The organism is Kribbella koreensis (genome assembly GCF_039525325.1).
Classification (GTDB): domain Bacteria; phylum Actinomycetota; class Actinomycetes; order Propionibacteriales; family Kribbellaceae; genus Kribbella; species Kribbella koreensis.
On sequence record NZ_BAAAHK010000003.1, the window covers coordinates 439,697 to 458,968 of the forward strand.

Here is a 19,272-nt window from a genome sequence, read left to right on the forward strand (position 1 = left end):
CTGGTGGGCTCGGTCAGGCCTCGGCGAGTTTGGTGGTCGCGGTCTGACCGGCGGTGGTGGTGCGTTGGAGGAAGTCGGAGATCAGCTCCAGGTCGGCGGCTGAGTAGTCGGCCAGGAGGTTGTCCATCTTCGTGTTCATGCCTGAGTAGAGCTTGAAGACCTCGGTACTACGCTCGCGGAGCGCGCGGACCTCGACGGCGCGGCGGTCGGTGGCGTCGGGGTCGCGTTCGCGGGTGATCCAGCCGCCCTTCTGCAGGCGGTCGAGGATGCCGGTCATCGTCGCCGGGTGCAGGCCGGCCCGGCGAGCGACGGCGCTCGGGCTCATCGGGCCGTGCCTGGTGATGAGTTCGAGGCAGTCCAGGTCGACGTCCTTCAACTCCAGATGCGTGCCGACCTGATGGTTGAGCAGGCTGAGCTGGTTGCTCAGCTCGCGCAACGAGTCCTTGATCTCGGCCGCCAGCCGGCGCCGCCGCCGCGCGTCGTGGGCTGTTACCGGATTCATAAGATCTGCCCCTCGTGTTGTACGAATCTCGAACAACACTTTACGCAGTCGATCTCCCCGGTACGCCGATCAGCAAACCGAACGCGCCGATCGCGGCGACCGTGCGGGCCAGGTGCGCGAGCTGCCACCGATCCCGGACCTCCGCCCAGTCCGCCGGTGGATTCTGGACGGACCAGCCGGTCTGGTCGTGGTTGATCGGGAGGTTGACGACGAGGGTCAGCGCGAAGACGCCGAGCAGGAGCACGAGTGCGGCGATCGCCGGCGCGCGGCGGGATCGTAGTACCAGCGCGACGGTCGTGATGATTGCCGGGAGCAACGTCACGCTGGCCAGGGTGTCGAGCCGAACGAGCTCGACTTGGCGCACCTGGGTGTAGACATGCGCGTCGAAGCGCCGCAGGGACTGCTCCAGGACGAGCACCGTCAGCAGGAAGCCGGCGAAGAGGCCGGCGAACCAGACGTTGGCGAGCCTGATGAGCCTCATCAGTACGCGATGCCGACCGCGTGGCCGATCGTCTCCGGCTTGGCGAGGGCAGCGAGCATGTAGTGCGCGGTGTCTTCGCGGGAGACCGACAGGCCGCGCGGAAGGTTGGCATCCAGCGCCGTCCGATAGACCCCGGTGACCGGCTTGCTGACCAGCTTCGGCGGGCGCACGACGGTCCACTCGATGCCGGTCGCCGCGAGTTCCGCCTCCATCAAGGCCAGGTCGGCGTACGTCTCCTTGAGCAACCATCCGAAGAACGGATGAATGAACGCCCGGTTGAGCAAGCTGTCGCCGGGCGGAATCGGCCCGACCGGAGCCGCACTGACCCCGACGTACCGACGCACTCCGGTCTCCCACATCGCCTGGGCGATCGCCCGCGTCGACGTCGAGGTCACCGGCCCGTCCTTCCGCCCCCGCGGCCCGATCCCCGACACCACCGCCTCAGCCCCGTCAACCGCCCCAACCAACTCAGCGGCCACCGTCACCCCCGACACCTTCACCACCTCGAGCGCCGGATGCCGCACGTCATACCGCGCCGACTCCCGCACCACCGCCACCACCTTGTGCCCCGCCTCGAGCCCCTGCTCAACCACCGCAGCCCCGATCCGCCCAGTAGCCCCGAACACCGTGATCCGCATCGCCCTCACCTCTCCATCGGTCTAATATCTAAAACGTATCATATGACTTTCATACGATATGAGATGCGTGAGCTACTCCCCCACGACCGCGATCAGCTCGTCCCGACTCCACTGACCTCGCACGCCGACTGCACCGCCGAGATAGTCAACGACCCGGCCCACATCCCAACCATGCGCCTCGCGCAACCCGGCGGCGATCCATCGCAGATACGCCGCACTGGGCGCCGCCGGCACGAGCGTCCCCGCCTCGCCGTGTGTCATCGTCAGCATCGGTAGTCCGTCGCGTACCCCGACGCGGGTGATCGTTTCGTAGCGGCCGGGGCCCATCGCGTGCGCGGTCTCGACCGTCTGGGCGACTGCGCTCAGAGCCAGGGCGAAGGGACCGCCGGGTGGGCGGCGCATCTCCTGGGCGACGACGTCGGCGAACTGGTCGGTGGTGATCAGGTACGCACGGGCGGCAACTCGCGTATCGGCGTACGGGTCATAGAAGGCATTGCCTCCGGTCCATACCGTCGACTCGCCGGAGAAGACCAGGCCGCCGGGGATCTGGAGGCTGAGGATGGCGGCCGGCTCGCTCGGATCACGGCAGCCCAGGTAGTCGCGTGTGCCGCCGGCCGGGCATCCGCCGGCGACGTAACAGCGGAACCGGTTCAGTGCGAGGTTGCTGCCGTAGGCGACGTACCAGACGCTGCTCAAACGTTAACTCCGTCCGTTACAGCTTGCAATCGGTTGGAAATGAACAACAAACTTCATGTTCCGTCCACCTGAAGTTCCAGTTAGGGTGCCTCCGATGCAGTGCTGGTGCTGAACGCTCCATCCGTCCCGCCCGATGAGGAGATCCGTCATGCCAGATCTGAACCGCCGCCGGTTCATGCAGCTCGCAGGTGGCACCGCCGCGCTCGCGGCGATGTCGAGCAGTATCGAGCAGGCCGCCGCGATCCCGGCCAACCGCCGGACCGGCAGCATCGAGGATGTCGAGCACATCGTCGTCCTGATGCAGGAGAACCGTTCCTTCGACCACTACTTCGGGTCGCTGAAGGGCGTCCGCGGCTTCGGTGACCCGCGGCCCGTCACGCTGCCGAGCGGCAAGTCGGTCTTCCACCAGCAGAGCGGCGCGAAGGAGATCCTGCCGTTCCGGCCGGACGCCGACAACCTGGGGCTGCAGTTCATCCAGGACCTGAACCACGACTGGGCGGGCGGCCATCGGGCGTTCAACAACGGCAAGTACGACCAGTGGATCCCGGCGAAGACGTCGACCACGATGGCGTACCTGACCCGCGAGGACATCCCGTTCCACTACGCGCTGGCGGACAAGTTCACCATCTGCGACTCGTACCACTGCTCGTTCATCGGCGCCACCGACCCGAACCGGTACTACATGTGGACCGGTTACGTCGGCAACGACGGCACCGGCGGCGGCCCGGTCCTCGGCAACGACGAGCTGGGCTACGGCTGGAAGACGTACCCGGAGCGCCTCGAGCAGGCCGGCGTCTCGTGGAAGATCTACCAAGACATCGGCGACGGCCTCGACGCGGCCGGTGGCTGGGGCTGGATCGACGACCCGTACCGCGGCAACTACGGCGACAACTCGCTGCTCTACTTCAACAACTACCGCAACGCGGCGCCGGGCGACCCGCTCTACGACAAGGCCCGCACCGGTACGAACGCCAAGGCCGGCGAGAGCTTCTTCGCCCAGTTGCGTGACGACGTCCAGAAGGACCAGCTCCCGCAGATCTCCTGGATCGCCGCACCCGAGGCGTTCACCGAGCACCCGAACTGGCCCGCCAACTACGGCGCCTGGTACGTCTCGCAGATCCTCGAGGCGCTCACCTCCAACCCCGAGGTGTGGAGCAAGACCGCGCTGTTCATCACGTACGACGAGAACGACGGCTTCTTCGACCACGAGGTCCCGCCGTACCCGCCGATGTCCGCGTCGCAGGGCCTGTCGACCGTCGACGTCAAGCCCGACCTGTACGCCGGCGGCAACGGGTACGCCGCTGGTGCGTACGGACTCGGCCAGCGGGTCCCGATGCTCGTCGTCTCGCCGTGGAGCACCGGCGGCTTCACCTGCTCGGAGGTCTTCGACCACACGTCGATCATCCGCTTCATGGAGCGCCGGTTCGGCGTCCACGAGCCGAACATCTCGCCCTGGCGGCGGGCGATCTGCGGCGACCTCACCTCGGCCTTCGATTTCGCCAAGACGGACAACAACCCAGGCACGTTGCCCGACACGTCGGCGTACGAGCCGCCGGACCGTGACGTCCACCCGAGCTACGTGCCGAAGCCCCCGGCGGTCGGCACCATGCCGGTGCAGGAGGCCGGCGCACGGCGTACCAGGCCGTTGCCTTATGCACCGTACGTCGACGGCGCCGCGGTTGCCGGGAAGTACCAGCTGACGTTTGCCTCTGGCAACGATGCGGGTGCCCAGTTCCTGATCACGTCCGCGAACCGGACGGACGGCCCGTGGACCTACACCACCGAGGCCGGCAAGACGATCGCCGACACCTGGAACACCGCGTACTCCGGTGGCGTCACCGACTTGACGGTGCACGGCCCCAACGGCTTCCTCCGCACATTCAAGAGCAAGCCCGACACCGGCCTGGAGGTCACTGCCCGCCACAACGGCACCACAGGCGACCTCGACTTCACCCTCACCAACACCTCTGCCGCCGACGTCATCTTCACCCTGACCAACTCGTACGACGGCCGCCCCAAGCGTTTGAAGGTCCTCAAGGGGCGCACCTCGCAGTACAAACTCAACATCCACCACAGCAAGCAGTGGTACGACGTATCGGTCCTAGCCGACACAGAGACCGCCTTCCTGCGGCGCTTCGCAGGCTACGTAGAAACCGGCGAAGCGGGCGTCAGCGATCCCGCCATCATCACCGCATAACCCGCGTTGGACGGTCCTGCCCCGGTCCACTCCGGGGCAGGACCCCACCGGCGCACGTCCCCACCCGTACTCGCTTCTCGTCCCACCGTCTTGAGCCAGCCCGAACCACATGAGGTCGAGTGAGTGGGATGAGCGACTCGGCTGGCGTTGGTGCGGCGGGCGCATTCCCCCACCCGTACTCGCGTTGCGTACGGGAGTTTTGAGCCCACCCTAACCACGCGCGACCAAGCGGGCGGAGCGAGGGACTCGTCCGGCATTGGTCGGGCCGGCGCATTGCCCCACCCGTACTCGCGTTGCGTCACGCCGTCTTGAGCCCGCCCAAACCGATGGCTGCCGGCCGCATGGAGCTGACCGACCCGTCTGGCGTCAGTTCGGGCGACGCATCGGCCCACCTGTCCTCGCGTTGCGTACCAGCGTCTTGAGCCCACCCGAACCCGTCGGGCGGGCCAGCCGTGTGGGGTGAGCGACCCGTCTGGCATTGGTCGGCCGGCGCATTGCCCCACCCGTACTCGCGTTGCGTCGCGCCGTCTTGAGCCCACCCGAACCCGTCGGCGGCTGGCCGTGTGGGATGAGCGACTCGGCTGGCATTGGTCGTGCCGGCATCATGCCTCACCGGTGTCAGGCTGTCGGGTGCGTGGGTGACTGCCCCGGCTGGCGGATGCGAGATGCCGCAGTTCCGCCGCACCTGTCTTGCGAGTGATTGCGCTGCCCTGCCCAGGATTATTACTCCGGCGTGACCTGCATGGCCGCCGTCCGGCGCTTAAGCATCCACCCAGGCACGTCGGCTTCGGCCCCGGCCGAGGTTGCGTGCAGCTTCACGAGGTGGTGCGCAGGCGGGCGGCGTATGCAGCAGATGGAGGTGAGCGCCCAGGATGCACCTGGATCGAAGGGGGCGGCGCCGTTGGCACCGGCCAAGGCCGAGGAGGCCTAGCGCCACGAGGCCAACTCGCAGGCGGCCGTGGGCAACGCCGACCGATAGGTTGCTGTGGATCGGCGGGGTCGGTGCCGTCAGCATCTGGCCGGGGCCGAGGTGGCGCCCAGCGCCACGAGGCTGTACACGCGGGCGGCGTGGCGCAGACGAGAAGCCGCCCATAGGTTGCAGTGCTTCGGCGGAGCAGGTGCCGTCAGCATCAAGCTGAGGCCGAGGTGGCGCGTAGCGCCACGAGGCTGTACTAGCTGGCCCGCGAGGGTGGGCAACGCCGACCGATGGGTTGCAGTGGATCGGCGGGGTTGGCGCGTCAGCATCTGGTCGAGGCCGGGGTGGTGCCCAGCGCCATGAGGCTGTACTTGGTTAGTGGGTTAGGTGGGGGGCTAGGTCGTGGCGGGAGTGGATTTCTAGTTTTCTCATGGCGTGGGATAGGTGGTCTTCTACGGTGCTTACCGACAGGGTGAGGGTGGCGGCTATGCGGGTGTTGCTCAGGCCTTCTGCTGCTAGGCGGGCTACCTCCAGTTCTCGTGGGGAGAGGGCGTTGCCGTAGCCTCGGCGGCCTCGTTTGGGGGTGATGGGGACGCCTGCCTGGCGGAGGGCTTCGCGGCAGCGGCGGGCGTCGCCTCGGGCGCCCATGGCCTCGTAGGTGTTGGCGAGCGAGATCAGGTCGCTGGGGTTGGCGTTGGCTAGGAGAAGGAGGCCGCGGGCTTCCAGGGCGACGCATTCGTCGTAGTGGTGGCCGATTGCCCGGTATTGGTCGGCGGCGGTGGTGAAGAGGTCTGTTGATCGCTCCGACACAGCGCGGGCGAAGGAAGCGGCGGCGGTTGCGGCTGGGGCGTCGTGGTCGCTCACACCCGCGGCGAACTTTGCTACCAGTTCGTGGGTGGGGGCGGACGTGATCAGATCAGTGGCCCAGGACCAGCCGTCCTTGCGGACTACGACGGCGATGCAGTCCTCCAACGGGACGCCGGTATGGCGGTGGAGGGCCGCGAGGGCAGCCGCATGTAGGGGCCAGGGGCCGCCGTGAGCGGTTGCGGCGACGACTGACTCGAGTAGCTGTCTGCCGCCGGCGAGGTCGCCTTGGGCTAGATTGAGACGGCCGTCGACCAGGTCCAGCTCGGCACGGACGAAGGGCAGGTTCGTTGTTTCCGAGCGAGCCCGGGCCACGCGGTCGGCGAGGCCGGTCCAGTTGCCGGCGGCGAAGTCGAGGCGGGCCCGGGTGGCGGCGATTGCTGTTCTGGTGAAGGGGGTTTCGGTTTCCGCGGCGCGGTCGAGCAACGCCGTACTGCGTCGGTCGTGCCCCAACCACGCCAACAGGCTCGCGACCTCGACACCTGAGGCCTCGTCGAGCTCGCCGAGTGCCAAATGAAAGCGAGCTTGATTCCGCCGTACTGCGAGTTGCGCCTCCCCCTCCGAATACTCGCCGACCAACAGCAACGCACGCTCCAACCAGCCACGCTGCTCCCCCACAGCCTCAGGACCCGCAGTCGGCACCGCCAAAGCCGACAGCGCCCAAGCAGCCGACTCCGGATCCGAACCAAGCTCGCTCACCGCCGCCGCCAACTCCCGCCGCCCAGCACAAACCGAGCCCGCCTGCTCCTGCAGCAACAACCCCAGCGCCAACCGCAACCGTCCACGACCGGCGCTAGCCACAGTGGAAGAATCCAGTACGCCCCTCATCACAGCAACGGCAGCCGAGAGCTCCCCGGTAGGCGACGCAGCCTGCCCGAGCTTGACCGCCAAACGTGCACGGTCAGCCCAAGTCAGCGCCTCACTCCGAAGCATCTCCATCAGCTGGCCAACAGCCGCAGCATGATCGCCCCGACCTGCGGCATGCTCGGCGGCGAGTTCGGAATGAATCATCCAGTCACCAAGAGACCCACCAAGCCGAGAGTGCGAGGCGATCTCAGCATGATCCGGCGGCTCGAGACCAGCCAGCGCACCGGCAGCCCGCCGATGCAGACGCCGTACTTCGTCCGGCGGGATCGTCTCGTAGATCGCCCGCCGAGCGAGCGCGTGGCGCAGGTCGTACAAGCCGGGCTTCGGTTCACCGAGCAGCCCACGCGCAAGACCGGTATCCATCGCCGACGTCAGCTGATAGCCGGAGACCTCAGCAACAACGCCCAGGATCGCCTCCGACACAGGCGCATCGAGCACCGCGGCCGCGCGGATCACCGACCGGCAGAAGTCCGGAACCTGCTGCAGCCGGATGGTCAGCGACGCCCGCAACGCAACCGGCGCCGGCTTCGAAGCCAAGGCCTGGATCAACGCATCGCCCTTGCCCAACGTCTCACCCCGAAGCAACTCCTCGACGACGAACGGCAGCCCACCAGTCCGCTTGACCAGTTCCTCGATCAATGCCAACGGCAACGACTTCACCCCGAGCACCTCGGCAGCCAGCCCTTGTACGCCGGCCGCCGACAACGGACCGACCCGTACTTCGCTCGCCCGCGCCCCCACCGGAACGCAACCAGCCAAAGCCGTGATCTCGGCCGCCTGCAAGGCATCCTCCGGACGATAAGTACCGATCAGCACGAACTCCCGCGGCAACCGCCCCGCGAGAAACCGCAACAACTGCAGCGTCCCCGGATCCGCCCACTGCAGATCCTCAACCACCAGAACCGTCGGCCCACCCCCCGACAACTGCTCCACCACCGAACTGAAGACCGCGTGCCGCGTACCGGAGCGCAGTACCGGCTCCCCCATCGCCTCGATCACCGGAGCCAACGGGACCTGCTCCTCCACCGGCCGGCACTGTCCCATCAGCCACCGAGCCGGATGGGATCCCTGTACCTCCGCGACCAACCGGCTCTTCCCGACGCCGGCCTCCCCGACCACCAACACCAGCCCCGGAACGGCACGCACCGCAGTACGCAAGGCACGGAGCTCGTGCTCCCTCCCCACCAGCTTCACGAGCTCACCGGTGCATTCGGCGTTGGGCGGCCATGGTGGCGCCGCCAGTCAGAACGACCAGCAGCGTGGCCAGGGACCAGCGGCGGAGGACCTGGACCGTGCGGTCGGACGGAGGTGGAGTGGCCGCCTTCTGCGGAGCGATGGTGATCTCCGAAGGAGTCGGCCGAATCGGCCGAGGCGTCGGCGTGGGCGTTGAAGTAGGGGTGGGCGGAGGCGGAGGCGGCAGATCAGCCACCGGGGCAGGCGTCGGAGTAGGCGTGGGTGTGGGTTTCGGAGTCGGCGTAGGCCGCACCACAGGAGGCGGAGCGGGAGGCGGCGTAGGTCTAGGCGTGGGAGTAGGCGTAGGTGTGGGAGTGGGACTCGGACTGGGCTTAGGAGTAGGCGTAGGCGTAGGCCGCGGCGTCGGAGTAGGCGATGGCAGAGGAGGCGGCGGAGGTGCGGCGTACAGACACCCAGCGGCATCAGACCCGACAGCGGCAGGCAAAGAAGCAAGCACGCTCGAAGCCCCGTCCAGCCCTACGCGATAGAGCTGACTGCGAAACCCGTACCCCGTGCGCACGGCGTACAGAACCCCACCCGACATGACCACCGAGCTGTACGAATCCCGCCCCGGAATCCCCCGCACGGTAGCGACGACCTTCACCTTCCCCCGCTCAGGATCCAGACTCACCACCCGAGTCTTCGGCCCGGACGTCGAGATCCCGTAAAGCAACCCATCCGAAGGATTCACCGCGAAGTCGTCCACCGACAACGCCGGCAGCACCGACGACAGATGCACCACCCGGACCACCGACCTGAAAGACGGACTCCCCGGATCGATGTCCATCGTGTACAGCCGATGCCCGTCGCGCAGGTACAGCCGCGACCCCGCCACCGCCCCGGCAGTCGGGTCGGCGACCCCACCGAGACCGACCCTCACCTGACCGAGATCGGTGACGGCGCCGCGGCGATCGACGGTCACCAGGTGCGGCCGTCGACGCAACCACCCCGACTTGTCCCGGGTCGCGATCCCGTAGACCAGGTCCTGTCCTTTCGAGTACCCGGCCGCGTTGATCTGGTAGTCGAGCCGCCCGAGGTCGGTACTCCGACCAGACGGCAACTCCACCAACGCCAGCCGCGACAAAGCGGCGTACCCCGGCGTCTGGAACTGCAGCATCGAGCAATCGGCCGCAGCCTCCGACGATCCCGCTACCAGCACGGTGGTCAGGCAAGCGAGGACGAAGGCACCCACGCCCGCCGACGCACGCAGTACGGGGCGTACGCCGGCGAGCGGGGCAATCAAGGGACGGACCATCGTCATCCGCCGTGACTCAGCCTGGCCAGGGCCGAGATGAACGCGTCCGGCCCCACACTCGCGCCACCGCTGAACGGGTTCTGCAGCTGGTAGATCGCGAACAGCAGCAGCCCGATCGCGCCGGACAGCATCGACACGATGATCGCGTACGAGTACAGCCCCGGCCCGCCGAACATGAACATCAGCGCGACCGACATCACGCTGCCGACCATGATCGCGAACCAGACGACCGAGCTGACCCCGCTGCCCGCCGAGTTCAGCCGCACCTGCCTTGCCTGGTACACGTTCCAGACCTGTGCCGCCGCGTCGACCCGGCTGTTCTCCTGCCGCTCGGTCGTCGTCTTCGCTTGCTCGACCGTCGTCTGCAGGTTGGTCAGCACCGTCCACCCCTCGGCGCTGACCGGCCGGCCCGCCTGCATGTCCGGCCACTCCTGCTCGGACACGACGGTCGCGTACGAATGAGTCAGTTGCTGGACCTTTGCCCGATCCGCCGGAGCGAGCGACTCACTCGCCCACTGCACCGCGACGAGCGCGTTCGCTTCCTGGTACGTCGTGTCCTGCGCCTTGTCCGTCGCGTCGAACAACGAGATCAGCACGAACGCCGCGATCACCACGTTCACCCCACCGACGACCGTGAAGACCTGGCCGGCCACCTCGTTGTTCGCCTCGCGTCCCTCCCGTTGCCGGGCCCGGCGCAGGACGATCGCCAGCACGGCGGTCACCACCATCGTCCCGACCACCCAGAACAGACCGCTCACCAAAAGACTCATGCGTCGTCCTCACTGCGTGCCGGCCACTCGTGGCTCATCGCCTCCTCGAGCAGCGCCTCGACGATCTGGCTCTCCGGGACGGTCCGGACGATCTCCCCCTTCACGAAGATCTGGCCCTTGCCGTTGCCCGACGACACCCCGAGATCTGCTTCCCGCGCCTCGCCGGGTCCGTTGACGACGCAGCCCATCACGGCCACCCGGAGCGGTACCGGGAAGCCTTCGAACGCGGCCGTCACCTGCTCGGCCAGCTTGTAGACGTCCACCTGCGCGCGACCGCAGGACGGGCAGGAGACGATCTCCAGCCGGCGCGGTCGCAAGCCGAGCGACTCGAGGATGCCGATGCCGACCTTCACCTCTTCGACCGGCGGCGCCGACAGCGAGACGCGGATCGTGTCGCCGATTCCTTCCGCGAGCAGTACGCCGAACGCCACGGCGGACTTGATCGTCCCCTGGAACAGCGGTCCTGCCTCGGTCACTCCGAGGTGCAACGGGTAGTCGCATTTGCCCGCCAGCTCGCGATAGGCAGCGACCATCACCCGCGGATCGTGGTGCTTCACCGAGATCTTCAGGTCGGTGAAGCCGTGCTCCTCGAACAGCGAGCACTCCCACAACGCCGACTCCACCAGCGCTGCCGGAGTAGCTTTCCCGTACTTCGCCAGCAGCCGCTGGTCCAACGACCCCGCATTGACCCCGATCCGGATCGGCACCCCCGCCGCCGACGCCGCCTGCGCGATCTCCCGCACCTGGTCGTCGAACTTGCGGATGTTGCCCGGATTCACCCGTACCGCCGCACACCCCGCGTCGATCGCCGCGAACACGTACCGAGGCTGGAAATGAATGTCCGCCACCACCGGAATCCCCGACTTGGCAGCAATCTCCGGCAACGCATCCGCATCATCCTGCGAAGGCACCGCCACCCGAACGATCTGACACCCCGCCGCCGTCAACTCAGCAATCTGCCGCAACGTCGCCTCGACATCGGAGGTCGGCGTCGTAGTCATCGACTGCACCGAGACGGGTGCGCCGCCGCCAACCGCAACGCTGCCAACAGCCAGCGCGCGCGAAGCGCGCCGCTGCGCGGCGGGTGGCGAGCCCGGCGCGGCGATTGCCGCGCCCGGCATGCTCGGCATGCCGAGCGTGACTACCGAGCCGGCCCGCCCGAGCGGCGCCGCCGTGACCGGCCGCGCCGCCGGATCAGCAGCGGGGTCGACGGCGGTCATGAGTTCCTCACCGTGGACGGGAGGGTGAAGTGGATTGTTTCCTGGGTGATTTCTCGTTCGACGACCTCGACCGGGCCGAACTCGCGGAGCCAGTCGATGACTCCGTCGACGAGGCGTGGCGGAGCTGAGGCGCCCGCGGTCAGGCCGATGACGCGCACCCCGGCGAGCCAGTCGACTTCGACTCCCGACGCGTCGTCGATCAGGTACGCCGGGGTGCCGTGCTTGTGCGCCAGCTCCACCAGCCGGCGCGAATTGGACGAATTGGTGGACCCGACCACCAGCACCAGGTCCGACTCCTCCGCGATCGCGGCCAGCGCCTCCTGCCGATTCGTCGTCGCGTAGCAGATATCGGCCTCCGAGGGTCCCTTGAGACCCCGGAACTTGTTGCGCAAGGCATCCAGGATCGCCGTCGTCTCGTCCACCGCCAGCGTCGTCTGGGTCAGGTAGGAGACTCGCGAAGGATCCTCCACCTCCAGCCGGGCAACGTCCTCGACCGTCTCGACCAGCAGTGTCCGGTCGAGCGCCTCCCCCATCGTCCCCTCGACCTCTTCGTGCCCCGCATGACCGATCAGGATCACCGTGTCCCCACGAGCGGCGTACCGGCGTGCCTCGGCATGCACCTTCGTGACCAGCGGGCAGGTCGCGTCGATGACATCAAGCCCCCGACGGTCCGCCTCACTGCGGACCGCCGGGGACACTCCATGGGCCGAGAAGACGACGGTCGCGCCGTCCGGTACGGCGTCCAGCTCGTCGACGAAGACCGCGCCCCGGCTCTCCAGTTCAGCGACGACGTGGGTGTTGTGCACGATCTGCTTGCGCACGTAGACCGGATGACTGCGCCGGTCGAGCAACTGCTCGACCACTTCGATGGCCCGCTCGACACCGGCGCAGAACGAGCGCGGCGAAGCCAGCAGGATGGTGCGTGTCGTCACGATTCCCCCCTTCGAAAGGACCACGGCTGTAGGGCAAGGTCAGCGATCGCGACGCGTGGCCAATCTGGCCAGTTGTTCCAGCTCACCGGCGGCCGGCTCGAGTGCCCGAGCCGAGGCCAGTTCGCCCAACGAGTCGGTCAGCAGAGCGTCTGCCTGGAGCTGGCTCTGCTCCCGTGCTCCGGTTGCCTCGATCAGGTCCGCCGCGCGCGCCAGCTCGTCGTCGGACAGTTCGTTCTTGCGGTGGTACAGAACCGCCAACTCCCGACCGGCCTCGGTCCCCGAGGTCAGCGCCGCAATCGCAGGCAGCGACTTCTTCCTCCGGCGCAGATCCGAATGCACCGGCTTGCCCGTGACCTTTGGGTCCCCCCAGATCCCCAACAGGTCATCGACGTACTGATACGCGAGCCCGAGATCCTCGCCGTACAACCGCAAGTGATCGACCTGCTCCGTCCGACCGCCACCGAAGAGCGCGCCGAGCGCGGTCGAACACCCGAGCAGCGCACCCGTCTTGAGCTGAGCCATCCGCACGCACTCCGACAGCACCACGTCATCGCGAGTCTCGAAGTGCGAGTCCGACAGCTGCCCATCGACCAGCTCCTGAACCGCAGCGCCGAGCATCCGGGCCGCTTCGTCCGAACGCGGGTTGCCGCTGTCCACCAGTACGTCGAACGCCAGGCTGAGCAACGCGTCACCAGCGAGGATCGCCGGCCCGAGCCCGAACACCGACCAGGCCGTCGCCCGGTGCCGCCGGGTCAGGTCGCAGTCCATCACGTCGTCGTGCAGCAGTGAGAAATTGTGGACCAGCTCGACCGCTACCGCAGCTGGAACCGCAGCTTCCGCAGTACCGCCAACGGCTTGAGAAGCCAGGAGTACCAGCGCGGGCCGGAGTGCCTTGCCGCCGTCAGCGTTGGCTGGAGCTCCCTCCTCGTCCTCCCAGCCGAAGTGGTAGTTGGTGATCCGCTGAGTTGCCAACGGCATACTTCCGACCGCGGCGCGAAGTGCGGGCTCGACCTGATCGCGGCTCCAGGCCAGGAGTTGCTGGGCAGACCGGCCGGCACCCGCGGCTTGGCTCGCGTGCTGGAGAGTGGACATGACATGCTCCTCATCCACCGAGTTCGACGTTTTCCAGAACGCCGAGCGCGTCCGGGACGAGCACGGCCACCGAGTAGTAGGTGCTGACCAGGTACGAGCTGATGGCCTTCTCGCTGATCCCCATGAAGCGGGCGTTCAGGCCGGGCTCGACCTCGTCGGGCAGGCCCGTTTGCCGCAGGCCGATGACGCCTTCGTCGTCGAGCCCGGTGCGCAGGACCAGTACCGAGGTGGTGTTCGTGGTGGAGATCGGGATCTTGTTGCAGGGCAGCAGCGGTACGCCGCGCCACGCCTGCGCCCGCTTGCCGTCGACCTCGACGGTCTCGGGCATGACGTGCCGTTTCGTGCACTCGCGATCGAACGCCGCGATCGCCCGCGGATGAGCCAGCAGCAGTCGCGGCTTCCGTCGCCGGGTGAGCAGCTCGTCGAAGTCGTCGGGCGTCGGCGGACCGGTCCGGGTGTAGATGCACTGCTGGAAGTCGGCGTTGTGCAGCAGGCCGAAGTCGCGGTTGTTGATCAGCTCGGACTCCTGCCGCTCCCGCAACGCCTCGATGGTCAGCCGGAGCTGCTGCTCGGTCTGGTTCATCGGGTTGTTGTAGAGGTCCGCGACCCTCGTCTGCACCCGCAGGATCGTCTGCGCGACGGAGAGTTCGTACTCCCGCGGAGCTGGGTCATAGTCCACGAACGTGCCAGGCAGGTCGTCCTCGCCTGCGTGCCCCGAGGCGAGCTCGATCGCAGCCTCACCGTTCTTGTTCTGTGCCCGCTTCGGCCGCTGCCGGACCTCGTCGAGATGCTGCCGGAGCGACTCGGACTGCTCGACCAGGTTGTTGAAGTCGTTGCGATGAAGCTTCAGTACCGTGCACTGGGTCAACGCCTTCGCGGTGTACTCCCAGAGGTTCTCCGGCGGCTCGGTCAGCAGCCCCTCACCGAGATAGTCGCCGTCGGCAACGGTTCCGAGGTCGGTACCGTCGCCGTACTCACCGATCCCGACCTTGCCGACCTTGCCGTGGGCAATCAGTACGACGTCGTCCACCCGGCTGCCGAACTCCGCGATCACGTCACCCGGCTGATACTCGACCTGGTAGAACCGACCCGCCAGCGCGGTCAGTACATCCTCGTCGTCGAAGTCCCGCAGCGGCGGCAACTCGGTGAGCTCGGCCGGGATCACCCGGATGTCGGCACCGGTGGCCGAGAAGCTCAGCCGTCCGTCGCCGACCGCGAAGCTGGTCCGGCGGTTGACCCGGTAGGCGCCGCCCTGCGTCTCCACCCAGGGCAGCATCTTGAGCAGCCACCGGGGCGAGATGCCCTGCATCTGCGGCACCGACTTGGTGGTGGTCGCCAGTTGCCTGGCGGCCTCGGTCCCAAGACTCAGCTGCGGCTTGTCCTGATCGATCGCCGTCACGAGACACCGTCCATTCTGCTCGCACCAACGAGGTGCCGTGGTCTGGGGAGTCGAGCCGCGGAGGTACCGAAACCGGTGGCACCGCCGAGAAGCCGGAGTTTCTTGACCGGTTCGCCGGCCCTGGCCAGCAGGGTCGGCTCCTGGTAGCGGTCGACGCCGGCATGCCAGACGAGAATTCCGGACATCCAGTTCTGCAGCTCCTCGGCGTACCCGAGCAGCGTGCGCCGGACCTCCTCGTCCAGACCGAAGTCGGTGAACAGCGTCGGCAGGTCGACCGCCACCAGCTGCTCGAACTGCTGCATCCTGGCCGTCATCAGGTCGTTGACCAGGCCGAGTGCCTTGTCCCGGTCGCAGCCGAGGAAGTTCTGCACGACCATGACTGCGTTGTGGAACTCGCCCTCGAACTGGATCTCCTTCTGGTACGAGAAGACGTCGTTCAGCAGGCAGGCGTAATCGGCGGCGGCGTTCTCCATCGCCCGGATCGGCCGGGACCGGTAGATCTCCGGCGGTACCGTCCGCCCGTGACCGATCCGGCACAGGCTCATGGTGAGATCCGAGCCGAAGGTCCGGCGGCGCATCTCGATGTAGTCGACCGGGTCCGGGATCCGGTTCTGAGCCTGGTTCGCCAGCTCCCACAGCCAGCTCTGGGTCATCGTGTCGACGGCTGCCTTGAAGTCCCGCCGATGATCGACGGTCATCGGGCCCGCCGTCCGGACCCAGAGATCGGCCAGGCTCCGTTCCAGCGGTGTCACCGGAGCCGTCGCGGCCGCGCCTTCGATCGGCATCAGGCCGGACAACCGCTTGGTCGTCGCCTTCGCGCCAGCCAGATCGCGGGTCCGCCCGAAGACGATCGGGTAGTAGTCGTCGGCGTACGTCCCCCAGGCCAGCCAGTCCGAGGAGAGGTTCAGCGCCTCCGGCGACGCGTCAGGATGGATTCCCGCCGCGCACAACGGGAGGTCGTTCGCCTCGAGGTAGCCGGCGTCCCAGACGGCGCCGTCGAGCAGGCCCATCTCCGCAGCCCATTCGCGGAGATGAGCCCTCGACTCGTCCAGGTGCGGGCTGCGCTTGGCGGAGTACGGCATATAGAAGCCCGGTAGCGGCGTCGGCCCCACCGGCTGAAACGGGGTGAAGGTGTGGCTTCTGATCCGGTACGGCGCGGTCGCAACGAGCGACTGGAGGATGCGTGCGGCTGACGTGCCAATTCCCGTCGGACCGCCTAGTGCTGCCTTGCCGCCGTTGTTCATGTACCGACTGGATCGCAGATGCCATTCATGGCCGCCGGACTGCCAGTCCTGCAGGCCTTTCACGTAGTTCAGTACGTCGAGTTGGCCCTGCGGACCAACTAGGTTCTCGGCCAGCAGCGGCGGGATCTCCGCCACCGCGGTGTTCTCGAACTGGTGCAGCCGCGAGGTGAGGATGTCGTTGACGACCTCGGCCGCCTCTTGCGGACTGCAGCCGAGGAAGCGCTCCACGACGAGGACGCCGTTATTGACCTCGCCCTCCGTCTCCACCTCGCGCTGGTAGGAGAAGAGGTCGTTGCGCAGATGGACCGCGTCGGAGAACGTGTCGCTGAGCACCTGCATCGCCCGGGTCCCGGCGATCTCGACCGGTACTTCGGCATTGCTGGCGTACTCGACCAGGTTGGCCGACCACGGCGCCCCGCCGACCTTGCGACGCATCTCGACGTACTCGATCGGGTTGGCGACGCGGCCGGCGCTGATGTTGGTGAGTTCCCAGAGCGACTCGGCCAGCAGGGCTTCCGTAGTACCGATGAATCGTTGCCGCCAGCCCGGTGACATCGATGGGACTGTGCGGTTCCACAGGTCGACCAGACCGCGTTCCACCGGGTTCTCCGGGGCCTGCGTGATCGGGCCCTCGACCGGCATGAACAACGGCAGCCGGTCGAGATAGGCCTTCGCGCCGGCCATGTCCTGGGTCTTCTTGTAGAGCTCGAGGAAGTGGTCGTCGAAGTAGAAGACCCAGACGTACCAGTCCGTCACCAGGTCCAGCGCCGGACCGGTCGCGTCGGGATGGGTGTACGCGCACAGCAACGCGTAGTCGTGCGAGTCGAAGTCGCGCTCGTCCCAGATCGCCTTGCCTGCTTGCGGAACGTCGATCATGTCGAACTCGTAGGCCCAGGCCTTGCTGTGCGCCCGGGCTCCCTCCAGGTGTGGATTGATCCTGGCCGGGTAGGGCACATAGAAGTCGGGCAGCTGGTAGGGCTGCGCCATGGTTCAGCCTTCCCGGCCGATCTCGACGCCCTCGAGGATGCCGAGCGCGTCGGGGACCAGAACGGCCGTGGAGTAGTAGGCGCTGACCAGGTAGTTGATGATCGCCTTCTCGGTGATGTTCATGAAGCGCACGGACAGCCCCGGCTCGTACTCGTCCGGCAGACCGGTCTGGTGCAGGCCGATGACGCCTTGGCTGTCCTCCCCCGTGCGCATCAACATGATCGAGCTGGTCCTGGTGTCGCTGATCCCGAGCTTGTTGCACGGGAAGATCGGTACGCCGCGCCAGGCGGGCAGCCGGTGACCGCCGACGTCGATGCTGTCCGGGTAGATGCCGGCCTTGGTGCACTCCCGGCCGAACGCGGCGATCGAGCGTGGGTGCGCCAGGAAGAAGGCCGGCTCCTTCCAGACCAGGCTGAGCAGCTCGTCCAGGTCGCCCGGCGTCGGCGGGCCGCTGCGGGTCGGGATCCGCATGCTCAGGTCCGCGTTGTGCAGCAGGCCGAAGTCGCGGTTGTTGATCATCTCGTGCTCTTGCCGCTCACGCAGCGCCTCGATGGTCAGCCGCAACTGCTGCTCGGTCTGGTCCATCGGATGGTTGTAGAGATCCGCGACCCGGGTGTGCACCCGCAGGACGGTCTGGGCGACGCTCAGCTCGTACTCGCGCGGGGTCGTCTCGTAGTCGACGTACGTACCGGGCAGGTCGGCCTCGCCCGCGTGGCCGGCCGCCATCTCGATCGCCGCCTCACCGAACTCGTTCTCGGCGCGCTCGGGGCTGTTGCGGAACTGCTCGATGTGCTGGCGCAGGCTGTCGGCCTGGCCGACGAGTTCCTCGAAGGCGTCCTGCGTGAGGGTGAGCAGCGTGCACGGCGTGATCGCCTTGATGGTGAATTCCCAGAAGTCGTCCGACTCCAGGATCGCTCGGTAGGTGAAGTGGTCGCCATCGATCAGCGTCTCCAGCACCGCTTCGTCGCCGTACTGGCCGACGCCGATCTTGTTCACCTTGCCGTGTGCGATCAGGCAGATCTGGTCGGCCGGGCGGCCGCGCTCGACGATCACGTCGCCGGGCTGGAACTCCTGCTGCACAAAGCGATCCGCGAGCGCGGACAGTACCTCGACGTCGTCGTAGCTGCGCAGTAGCGCGAGCTCGCACAGCTCCTGCGGGATCACCCGGACCTCGGCGCCGTTGGTCGTGAAGGTGACCCGGCCGTCGCCGACGGCGTAGCTGAGCCGCCGGTTCACCCGGTAGGCACCACCCTTGGCCTCGACCCAGGGCAGCAGCTTCAGCAGCCAGCGCGAGGTGATGCCCTGCATCTGCGGCTCGGACTTGGTCGTCGTCGCCAGGTTGCGCGCTGCCGCGGTCCCCAGGCTCAGCTGGGACTTCTGCCCATTGGCATTGACGTCCGACGAGGCCGGCTCGGTCAAAGTCACACTACCCACCACCATTCGTTCGCGGTTCGTTGTGGCCCGGTTTTCGGGCAGGGGAAACCTGCCGGCGGGTGGACCGGCGCAGGCTCGGGCACAGGTGCGCACAACGCACCCGTTCGATGGATTGTTGGATTCAGCTCAGCGCCGAAAGAACTCGGCGCTGCGTCGGCTCGGCCGACAGCCCACCAAGGAGCTCCAGTCGGACCACAGACTGCCGGCGCCCAGTTCGCCCTGTGTCCCCACCGTCTCGACCGCTACGTGACAAACGGTAACCGAGCCCTCACCGCACCCGTCAAGATGAGCACACCTGCAAGTTTTTCCAAACCTTCCAAAACCCCGAAACAATCGCCTTCACACCCCGAGGAAACGCCGTTTCCCCCCGATCCCCTTGCCCGAAGCAACCGCCCCCGATGCCATCGGCAACCTCTCGCCACGAACGGTTATGGAATCGATACCACCATTGTCCTGACATCAAACAAACGCTCCACTTGCCCCGGCCCGCAAGTGGTGGCCTTGAACAGGCAACGGCGACCTTGAACACGAAATATCTTGTTCAA

At 67.2% G+C, this 19,272-nt stretch carries 14 protein-coding genes; 1 reads left to right on the forward strand and 13 read right to left on the reverse strand.

Features of this window, described 5'->3' with window-relative positions:
- Positions 1-13: 13 nt before the first annotated feature.
- The 4 genes from ABD116_RS05875 to ABD116_RS05890 form a co-directional block, all read right to left on the reverse strand.
- Complete coding sequence (locus ABD116_RS05875; RefSeq protein WP_343965620.1) at positions 14-502, reverse strand: MarR family winged helix-turn-helix transcriptional regulator; 489 nt, start codon at positions 500-502, stop codon at positions 14-16.
- 40 nt (positions 503-542) lie between these two features.
- Positions 543-983: an anthrone oxygenase family protein gene (locus ABD116_RS05880; protein WP_343965622.1), complete on the reverse strand. Its 441-nt coding sequence runs from the start codon at positions 981-983 to the stop codon at positions 543-545.
- Complete coding sequence (locus ABD116_RS05885; protein WP_343965625.1) at positions 983-1,621, reverse strand: NAD(P)-dependent oxidoreductase; 639 nt, start codon at positions 1,619-1,621, stop codon at positions 983-985. The genes ABD116_RS05880 and ABD116_RS05885 overlap by 1 nt, the downstream gene beginning before the upstream one ends.
- 72 nt (positions 1,622-1,693) lie before the next feature.
- Positions 1,694-2,317, reverse strand: a complete 624-nt coding sequence (locus ABD116_RS05890; protein ID WP_343965627.1) for a histone deacetylase — start codon at positions 2,315-2,317, stop codon at positions 1,694-1,696.
- 148 nt (positions 2,318-2,465) lie between these two features.
- Here ABD116_RS05890 and ABD116_RS05895 point away from each other — a divergent pair, with 148 nt between their 5' ends.
- Positions 2,466-4,514, forward strand: coding sequence for a phosphocholine-specific phospholipase C (locus ABD116_RS05895; protein ID WP_343965629.1), 2,049 nt, complete (start codon positions 2,466-2,468; stop codon positions 4,512-4,514).
- Between the two features lie 1,291 nt (positions 4,515-5,805).
- Here the strand turns inward: ABD116_RS05895 and ABD116_RS05900 are convergent.
- From ABD116_RS05900 to ABD116_RS05940, 9 genes are all read right to left on the reverse strand, one after another.
- Complete coding sequence (locus tag ABD116_RS05900; RefSeq protein ID WP_343965631.1) at positions 5,806-8,355, reverse strand: ATP-binding protein; 2,550 nt, start codon at positions 8,353-8,355, stop codon at positions 5,806-5,808.
- A gap of 4 nt (positions 8,356-8,359) precedes the next feature.
- On the reverse strand, positions 8,360-9,655 hold the full coding sequence (locus ABD116_RS05905; protein ID WP_343965633.1) for a DUF6923 family protein: 1,296 nt from the start codon (positions 9,653-9,655) through the stop codon (positions 8,360-8,362).
- A complete protein-coding gene (locus ABD116_RS05910; RefSeq protein ID WP_343965635.1) occupies positions 9,652-10,419 on the reverse strand; it encodes a bestrophin-like domain in 768 nt (255 codons plus the stop codon). Before ABD116_RS05910 ends, ABD116_RS05905 begins: the two co-directional genes overlap by 4 nt.
- The gene (ispG, locus tag ABD116_RS05915) at positions 10,416-11,549 is read right to left on the reverse strand and encodes a flavodoxin-dependent (E)-4-hydroxy-3-methylbut-2-enyl-diphosphate synthase (RefSeq protein ID WP_425552063.1); all 1,134 of its coding nucleotides are present in this window, start codon (positions 11,547-11,549) and stop codon (positions 10,416-10,418) included. The genes ABD116_RS05910 and ispG overlap by 4 nt, the downstream gene beginning before the upstream one ends.
- Before the next feature lie 86 nt (positions 11,550-11,635).
- Positions 11,636-12,571 carry a 4-hydroxy-3-methylbut-2-enyl diphosphate reductase gene (gene ispH, locus ABD116_RS05920; protein WP_343965637.1) on the reverse strand — a complete coding sequence of 312 codons (936 nt, stop codon included), beginning with the start codon at positions 12,569-12,571 and terminating at the stop codon, positions 11,636-11,638.
- A gap of 39 nt (positions 12,572-12,610) precedes the next feature.
- A complete protein-coding gene (locus ABD116_RS05925) occupies positions 12,611-13,663 on the reverse strand; it encodes a family 2 encapsulin nanocompartment cargo protein polyprenyl transferase (RefSeq protein ID WP_343965639.1) in 1,053 nt (350 codons plus the stop codon).
- Positions 13,664-13,673: 10 nt separating this feature from the next.
- Positions 13,674-15,062 carry a family 2B encapsulin nanocompartment shell protein gene (locus ABD116_RS05930; protein WP_343965642.1) on the reverse strand — a complete coding sequence of 463 codons (1,389 nt, stop codon included), beginning with the start codon at positions 15,060-15,062 and terminating at the stop codon, positions 13,674-13,676.
- Positions 15,059-17,293, reverse strand: a complete 2,235-nt coding sequence (locus ABD116_RS05935) for a terpene synthase family protein (RefSeq protein ID WP_343965644.1) — start codon at positions 17,291-17,293, stop codon at positions 15,059-15,061. Before ABD116_RS05935 ends, ABD116_RS05930 begins: the two co-directional genes overlap by 4 nt.
- Before the next feature lie 3 nt (positions 17,294-17,296).
- The gene (locus ABD116_RS05940; RefSeq protein ID WP_343965646.1) at positions 17,297-18,718 is read right to left on the reverse strand and encodes a family 2B encapsulin nanocompartment shell protein; all 1,422 of its coding nucleotides are present in this window, start codon (positions 18,716-18,718) and stop codon (positions 17,297-17,299) included.
- Positions 18,719-19,272 lie beyond the last annotated feature (554 nt).